The following is a 6,699-nucleotide window of genomic DNA, read 5'->3' on the forward strand; positions in this document are numbered from 1 at the left end:
CGGTGCGCGCCCGCGGCGCCGTCGTCGGTCGCCGACGGTTACCATGGCCGTGTTCAGGGTTGCCCGGTCGTCAGTCACGATCGGCTGCCGACTGCCGCGACGCGGCCGCGCACCGCAGGACGAGCCCGTGACGGGGCGCCGCCGACGAACCTCTCGGCGCTCCCTCCCCGCAGGGCGCCCGGTGCCGGGCCGCCGCCGCCCCGCACGGGAGACGCATGACCGACGCAGCGGGGTCGACCACGACCCCCGAGACCACCGATCCCACCGAGACCACCACCGCGAGCGCGCCGGAGAGCGGCTTCGCCGCCCACGGGGTGGACGAGCGCATCGTCCGCGCCCTCGCCGGCGCGGGCATCACCTCGCCGTTCCCCATCCAGGCCATGACCCTGCCGGTGGCCCTGTCGGGCCACGACATCATCGGCCAGGCCAAGACCGGGACGGGCAAGACGCTCGGCTTCGGCGTGCCGCTGCTGCAGCGCACCGCCGTCCCGGGTGAGCCGGCGTACGAGGCGCTGGCGGCCCCCGGCAAGCCGCAGGCGCTCGTGATCGTGCCCACGCGCGAGCTGGCCACCCAGGTCGCCGGCGACCTCACCACCGCCAGCCGCATCCGCAAGGCCCGCATCCTCACCGTCTACGGCGGTCGCGCCTACGAGCCGCAGATCGAGGCGCTCGCCAAGGGCGTCGACGTCGTCGTGGGCACCCCCGGGCGCCTGCTGGACCTGGCGCAGCAGAAGCACCTGGACCTCTCGCACGTCACCTGCGTGGTGCTCGACGAGGCCGACGAGATGCTGGACCTGGGCTTCCTGCCCGACGTGGAGCGCCTGCTCGGGCAGACCTCCCCGGCCCGCCAGACGATGCTGTTCTCGGCGACGATGCCGGGCGCCGTGGTGGCCCTGGGGCGCTCGTACATGCGCCAGCCCACCCACATCCGCGCGGTGGACCCCACCGACGACGGTGCCACCGTCGCCGCGATCACCCAGTTCGTGTACCGCACGCATGCGATGGACAAGGTCGAGGTGCTCGCCCGCATGCTGCAGGCGGAGGGCCGCGGGCTGACCATCGTGTTCAGCCGCACCAAGCGCACGGCCGCCTCGGTGGCCGAGCAGCTCACCGAGCGGGGCTTCGCCGCGGCCTCCATCCACGGCGACCTCGGCCAGGGCGCGCGCGAGCAGGCCCTGCGGGCCTTCCGCTCCGGCAAGGTCGACGTCCTCGTGGCCACCGACGTGGCCGCCCGCGGCATCGACGTCGAGGACGTCACGCACGTCGTGAACTACCAGTGCCCCGAGGACGAGAAGACCTACCTGCACCGCATCGGGCGCACCGGCCGGGCCGGCAACACCGGCACCGCGGTGACGTTCGTCGACTGGGACGACCTGCCGCGCTGGGCGCTGGTGGACAAGGCCCTGAACCTGGGCTTCGGTGAGCCGGCGGAGACGTACTCCAGCTCGCCGCACCTGTTCGAGGACCTGGGCATCCCGGCCGGCACGACGGGGCGGCTGCCGCGCACGCAGCGCACCCGCGCCGGGCTGGAGGCCGAGGAGGTCGAGGACCTGGGCGAGGTCGGCGCCGCCAAGGGCCGCCGACCTCGCCGCGGCGAGCCGGCGCGCACCCGCCCGGACGCCGCGCCCGAGCCGGCCACGGGCCCGGACGCAGCCGTGGGGGAGCCCCGCAGCGAGCGGCCCGCGCGCACCCGCCAGCGCCGGCGCACCCGCAGCGGTGAGGCCCCGGCGACCGGGGACACCGCGGCGGGCACCGACGGCACGAGCGACGGCACCGGGACCGCACCTGCGGGCGACGCCGCTCCCCGGCGCCGCCGTCGCACGCGCAGCCGCTCGTCGGCGCAGGCCGACGGCGCCGGGCAGCCGGCACCCGCCGCCGACTGACGCCCGAGCTGCGATCACGGCCCCACCCGCGCAGGGTGGGGCCGTGCCCGTTCACCCCCCGACCTCCCCGCCCGGGGCCGCCACCCGGCCCCCGTCGGTGTCGGCGCGCCTGCACGACGGCCCCGTCCTGGAGGTGGCGCTGCTCACGGCCGGCCTCCTGGAGGAGCTGCACCCGCTGCTGCGGGAGCTCGCCGCCCGGGACCCGCGGGCGCACTGGCAGCGGGCGGCGAGCACCGCGGCCCTGCTGCGCGCGGTGGGCGCGGACCCGTGCCGGGCGCTGGCGCTGGCCGCTCGCGAGCGCGCCCTGGACGGCGACGTGCACGTGCGCGCGGAGGGCTCGGACCCGGACACCGCCGCTCTGCGGCACGCGCTGCGCGTGGCCTGCGTGCTGCGCACCGCCGCCGCGGCGGGCCGGGCCCCGGAGCGGGAGGACGCCGAGCGGTACGTGCACGAGCAGAGCGCCGGGGCCGTGCTGCTGGGCGCCGAGCCCGACGACCTGCCCGGCTGCCTGACCGAGGTGGACGCCGACCTGGAGCGGGTGCGCCGGGACGCGACCGGCGCCCCGGAGCCGGGTCCCCTGCGTCCCGTGGGCTCCGACGGCGCGGTGGACGGCCACGGGGACCGGCGCGGCGCGCGCGGGCGGACGCCGCTGCCGGCGCCCCGGGGGGCGCCGCGGCCGTGGGTGCGGGCCACCGGTCTGGCCGTGGCCCTGCTGCCGGGCTGGGCCCGCGAGCTGTTCGCCGGCGCGCCGGAGGGGGCGGACCTGGGCGGGGACGACCTGCGCGCGGCCCTGGTGGGGCTGCCGTCCCTGGAGGCGGCGGCCGGCTTCAGGCCTCGCCCGTGACGAAGGCGCGCACCGCGTCGGCCACGAGCTGCACGGCGATGGCGGACAGCAGCAGACCCGCCACGCGGGTGACCAGCAGGACCCCGGAGTCGCCGAGCACCCGGTGCACGACCCCGGCGAAGCGCATCGCCAGGTAGAGCGTGACGTGCACGGCCAGCACGCCGGCGGCGATGGCGAGGTGGTCGTCCCAGCCGCGGGACTGCTGCACGTAGACCATGGTGGCCACGATGGCGCCCGGCCCCGCCAGCAGCGGCGTCCCCAGCGGCACGAGGGCCACGTTGACGCCGACGGTCGAGGTGGGCTCGTCGCCCTTGCCGGTCAGCAGCTCCAGCGCGATGAGCAGCAGCAGCAAACCACCGGCGGCCTGCAGGGCGGGCAGGCTGATGTGCAGGTAGTCCAGGATGCGCTGGCCGAACAGGGCGAAGGCGACGATGACGCCGAGCGCCACCAGGACGGCCTGGCGGGCGGCGCGGGAACGCTCGGCGGTGGTGAAGGGGGCCGTGAGGCCCAGGAAGATCGGCACGGTGCCCAGCGGGTCCATGATGACGAAGAGGGTGACGAAGGTCTCACCGAACAACTGCCAGTTCACGTGCCGCGGACCTCGTCCCCGGTGCGGACCGCGCTCGGGGCGGGCGTGCCGGCCCGGGCCCGCAGCTCGTCCAGGACGTCCGGGTCGGTGGTGTTCTCCCCGAGGCGGTTGTGCTTGCCGGTGCCGTGGTAGTCGCTGGAGCCGGTGACCAGCAGGTCCAGGGACCGGGCCAGCGCGCGCAGGTGGCGGCGCTCGGCGTCGCTGTGGTCGCGGTGGTCGACCTCCAGGCCGACCAGGCCGCACTCGACCATGGCCTCCACGTCGGCGTCGCCGATGCAGCTGCCTCGCTTGGAGGCGGCCGGGTGGGCCAGCACGGGCACGCCGCCCGCGGCGCGCACCAGGGTGATCGCCTCCAGGGGGTCGGGGGCGGTGTGCGGCACGAAGTAGGGGCTGCGCCCGGACAGCACGGTGGCGAAGGCCTCGTCCCGGTCGGCGACGACGCCGGCGGCCACGAGGGCGTCGGCGATGTGGGGCCGCCCGATGGTGGCCTGGCCGTGCACGTGCGCCAGCACGTCCTCCCAGCGCAGGCCGGTGTCGGCGGTCATCCGCTCGACCATGCTGCGGGCGCGGGTTCGCCGGGAGGTGCGGGAGGCGTCGAGCATGTGCTCCAGCGAGGCGTCGGCGGCGTCGTGCCAGTACGAGAGCAGGTGCACCGAGACCCCGTGCGCGAGGCAGCTGACCTCCATGCCGGGGACCACGCGCACCCCGAGCCGCTCGCCGGCGCGCAGGGCCTCGGTCCAGCCGCTGGTGGTGTCGTGGTCGGTGAGGGCCACGACGTCCAGGCCTGCCCGGGCGGCGGACTCGACGACCCCGGAGGGTGGCTCGGTGCCGTCGGAGGCGGTGGAGTGCGTGTGCAGGTCGATGCGCACCGGGCGAGCTTACCCGCGAACGCCCACCGCCCCTCGCGACGCACAGTCACCGCGCGGTGGGTGGCCGGCCGCTCACACCCACTGCACGCGCGGTGACATCGCCCCGCAGGGCACGTCCGGGGGGTGCGGCCGTTCCCGCAGGTCGACGAGCTCCAGGTCGTCCAGCACCGTCGCGCCGGCGGTCGCCGGCCACAGCAGCGCCCACAGCCACACCCCGCCGGCCTCCCCCACCAGGACGGCGCGGTCGCCGTCGGCCGGCACCGGCCACAGCGGGGTGGCGGCCCCCGCGGCGTGCAGGCGCGCGGCGGGCGTCCCGGAGACCAGGCCGTCACCGGGGTCGACGTCCTCGCGCCCGGCCAGGTGGGCTCCCAGGCCCGTGCCCGGCTGCTCGGAGACCAGCAGCAGCTCCCCCACCGGCGGCCCGGTGGACGGGCCGTGGTGTGGTCCGCTGACGGCCACGACGACCGCCTGGGCGTCGTGCCGGTCGTCGCGCACGCAGCGGGTGCCGGTGAGCAGCCACCCCGGCGGCAGGGGCCACGGCAGCCACACGGGCACGTCGGAGCGGCGGGCGATCCACTCCAGGTGCGCCGCGTCCGCGGGCTGCGCCGGCTGCAGGGGCACCACCTCGCCGTGGGCCGCGCAGGTCGCCGAGGAGTGCCAGATGCTGGGCGCCCGCACCGGGTCGTCGCAGCGGGGGCACCGCGCCGTACCGCTCATGCTTCACCGTCCTACGCCGCACGCGGGGCGTCAACCTGGCGGTCACCGTCCGTGATCGAGGTGCGGGGCGGGTGCTCCCGGCGCGGCGGGGGGATGATGGGCGGGTGAGCCCTGCAGCGACCCAGTCGACCACCACGCCGGCCACCGCGGGCGCCGAGCCGGGGAGCTCCGTGACGGAGCTGCTCGACGCGCAGCACCCGGAGGGGCGGGAGCCCGCCCCCGCCGACGGCGACGAGGACCCGAAGTCGCACCGGTCGGTGCCGCGCTCGGCCGCGTTCCGCCGCTTCATCGCGCAGGGCTGGGGCCCGCGCCCCGCCGAGGACGAGGCGCCGGCCGAGGCAGCCCCGTACGCCGCCCGCCGCCGGGCGGCGCTCTCCTCGCTGTTCCCCGGGGAGGTCCTCGTCGTGCCGGCCGGTCCGCTCGTGCGCCGCTCCAACGACTGCGACTACCGCTACCGGCCGCACTCGGCGTTCGCGCACCTGACGGGCCTGGGCACCGACCGCGAGGCCGACGCGGTGCTCGTGCTGCACCCGCGCGCCGGCGGCCCCGGCGAGGGCGGGGCGGACGCCGGCGGTGACGGCGAGGGGCACGGCCACGAGGCCGTGCTGTACCTGCGCCCGCAGGGCAGCCGCGACTCCGAGGAGTTCTACGCGAACGCCCGCTACGGCGAGCTGTGGGTGGGCCCCCGGCCCGGCCTGGCGGCCCAGGAGGCCGCCACCGGCATCGCCTGCCGCGACGTGGCCCTGCTGGCCGAGGACCTGGGCGCCTCGGTGGCCGAGCCCGCCACCGCCGGCCTGCGGGTGGTCGCCGACGCGGACCCGGCCGTGACCGCCCTGGTCGGGCCGCTGCGCACCGGCGCGGCCGACGAGGTCGCCGCCGCCGACGACGAGCTGGCCACCGCCCTGTCCGAGCTGCGGCTGGTCAAGGACGCCTGGGAGGTGCAGCAGCTGCGCGGGGCCGTCGCGGCCACCGTCCGCGGCTTCGAGCAGGTCGTGCGCGCCCTGCCCCGGGCCGTCGGCCACCCGCGCGGCGAGCGCGTCGTGGAGGCGGCCTTCGACGGGACCGCGCGCGTGGAGGGCAACGGCGTGGGGTACGAGACCATCTCCGCCGCCGGTGACCACGCCTGCACGCTGCACTGGATCCGCAACGACGGCCCGGTGCGCGCCGGGGACCTGCTGCTGCTGGACGCCGGGGTGGAGGCGGACTCCCTCTACACGGCCGACGTGACCCGCACCCTCCCGGTGGACGGCCGGTTCACCGACGCGCAGCGCCGCGTCTACCAGGCGGTCCTGGACGCCGCGGACGCCGCGTTCGCGGTGGCGAGGCCGGGCGTGAAGTTCCGGGACGTGCACGAGGCGGCGATGCGCGTGGTCGCCGACCGCCTCTCGGCCTGGGGGATGCTCCCGGTCGACGCGGCCACCTCGCTGGAGCCCGAGGGGCAGTACCACCGGCGCTGGATGGCGCACGGCACGAGCCACCACCTGGGCCTGGACGTGCACGACTGCGCACAGGCGCGACGGGAGATGTACCTGGACGCCGAGCTGCGCCCGGGCATGGTCTTCACCATCGAGCCGGGCATCTACGTCAAGAGCGAGGACGAACTTGCCCCGGCGGAGCTGCGCGGCATCGGCGTGCGCATCGAGGACGACGTGCTGGTCACCGAGGACGGCGTGGAGAACCTCTCCGCGGCGCTGCCGCGGGAGGCGGACGCCGTCGAGGCGTGGATGGCCTCCTTGCGGGGCTGACCCCGCCGCACGCGCGAGGGCCCCCAGGATCTGCCAGGTGGCAGATCCTGGG

6 protein-coding genes are annotated in these 6,699 nt (G+C 77.2%); 3 read left to right on the forward strand and 3 right to left on the reverse strand.

Going from position 1 to position 6,699, the window contains the following annotated elements:
• Positions 1 to 215: 215 nt before the first annotated feature.
• Together ACRYR8_RS20650 and ACRYR8_RS20655 are read left to right on the forward strand one after the other, a co-directional pair.
• Positions 216 to 1,883, forward strand: coding sequence for a DEAD/DEAH box helicase (locus ACRYR8_RS20650; protein WP_432486115.1), 1,668 nt, complete (start codon positions 216 to 218; stop codon positions 1,881 to 1,883).
• A 43-nt stretch (positions 1,884 to 1,926) separates the two neighbouring features.
• The gene (locus tag ACRYR8_RS20655) at positions 1,927 to 2,727 is read left to right on the forward strand and encodes an oxygenase MpaB family protein (protein WP_432486114.1); all 801 of its coding nucleotides are present in this window, start codon (positions 1,927 to 1,929) and stop codon (positions 2,725 to 2,727) included.
• On the opposite strand, the gene ACRYR8_RS20660 is transcribed toward ACRYR8_RS20655, so the two are convergent.
• The 3 genes from ACRYR8_RS20660 to ACRYR8_RS20670 form a co-directional block, all read right to left on the reverse strand.
• Positions 2,711 to 3,316, reverse strand: coding sequence for a MarC family protein (locus tag ACRYR8_RS20660; protein ID WP_432486113.1), 606 nt, complete (start codon positions 3,314 to 3,316; stop codon positions 2,711 to 2,713). The genes ACRYR8_RS20655 and ACRYR8_RS20660 overlap by 17 nt on opposite strands.
• A complete protein-coding gene (locus ACRYR8_RS20665; protein WP_432486112.1) occupies positions 3,313 to 4,185 on the reverse strand; it encodes a PHP domain-containing protein in 873 nt (290 codons plus the stop codon). The genes ACRYR8_RS20660 and ACRYR8_RS20665 overlap by 4 nt, the downstream gene beginning before the upstream one ends.
• A gap of 72 nt (positions 4,186 to 4,257) precedes the next feature.
• A complete protein-coding gene (locus ACRYR8_RS20670; protein ID WP_432486111.1) occupies positions 4,258 to 4,902 on the reverse strand; it encodes a DUF6758 family protein in 645 nt (214 codons plus the stop codon).
• A 104-nt stretch (positions 4,903 to 5,006) separates the two neighbouring features.
• On the opposite strand from ACRYR8_RS20670, the gene ACRYR8_RS20675 reads away from it, so the two are divergent.
• Positions 5,007 to 6,647 (forward strand): aminopeptidase P family protein, encoded by a 1,641-nt coding sequence (locus ACRYR8_RS20675; RefSeq protein ID WP_432486110.1) that lies wholly within the window; start codon positions 5,007 to 5,009, stop codon positions 6,645 to 6,647.
• The last annotated feature ends 52 nt before the right edge of the window (positions 6,648 to 6,699 follow it).

Origin of the sequence: Kineococcus esterisolvens (assembly GCF_050871405.1) — a bacterium.
Lineage (GTDB): Bacteria > Actinomycetota > Actinomycetes > Actinomycetales > Kineococcaceae > Kineococcus.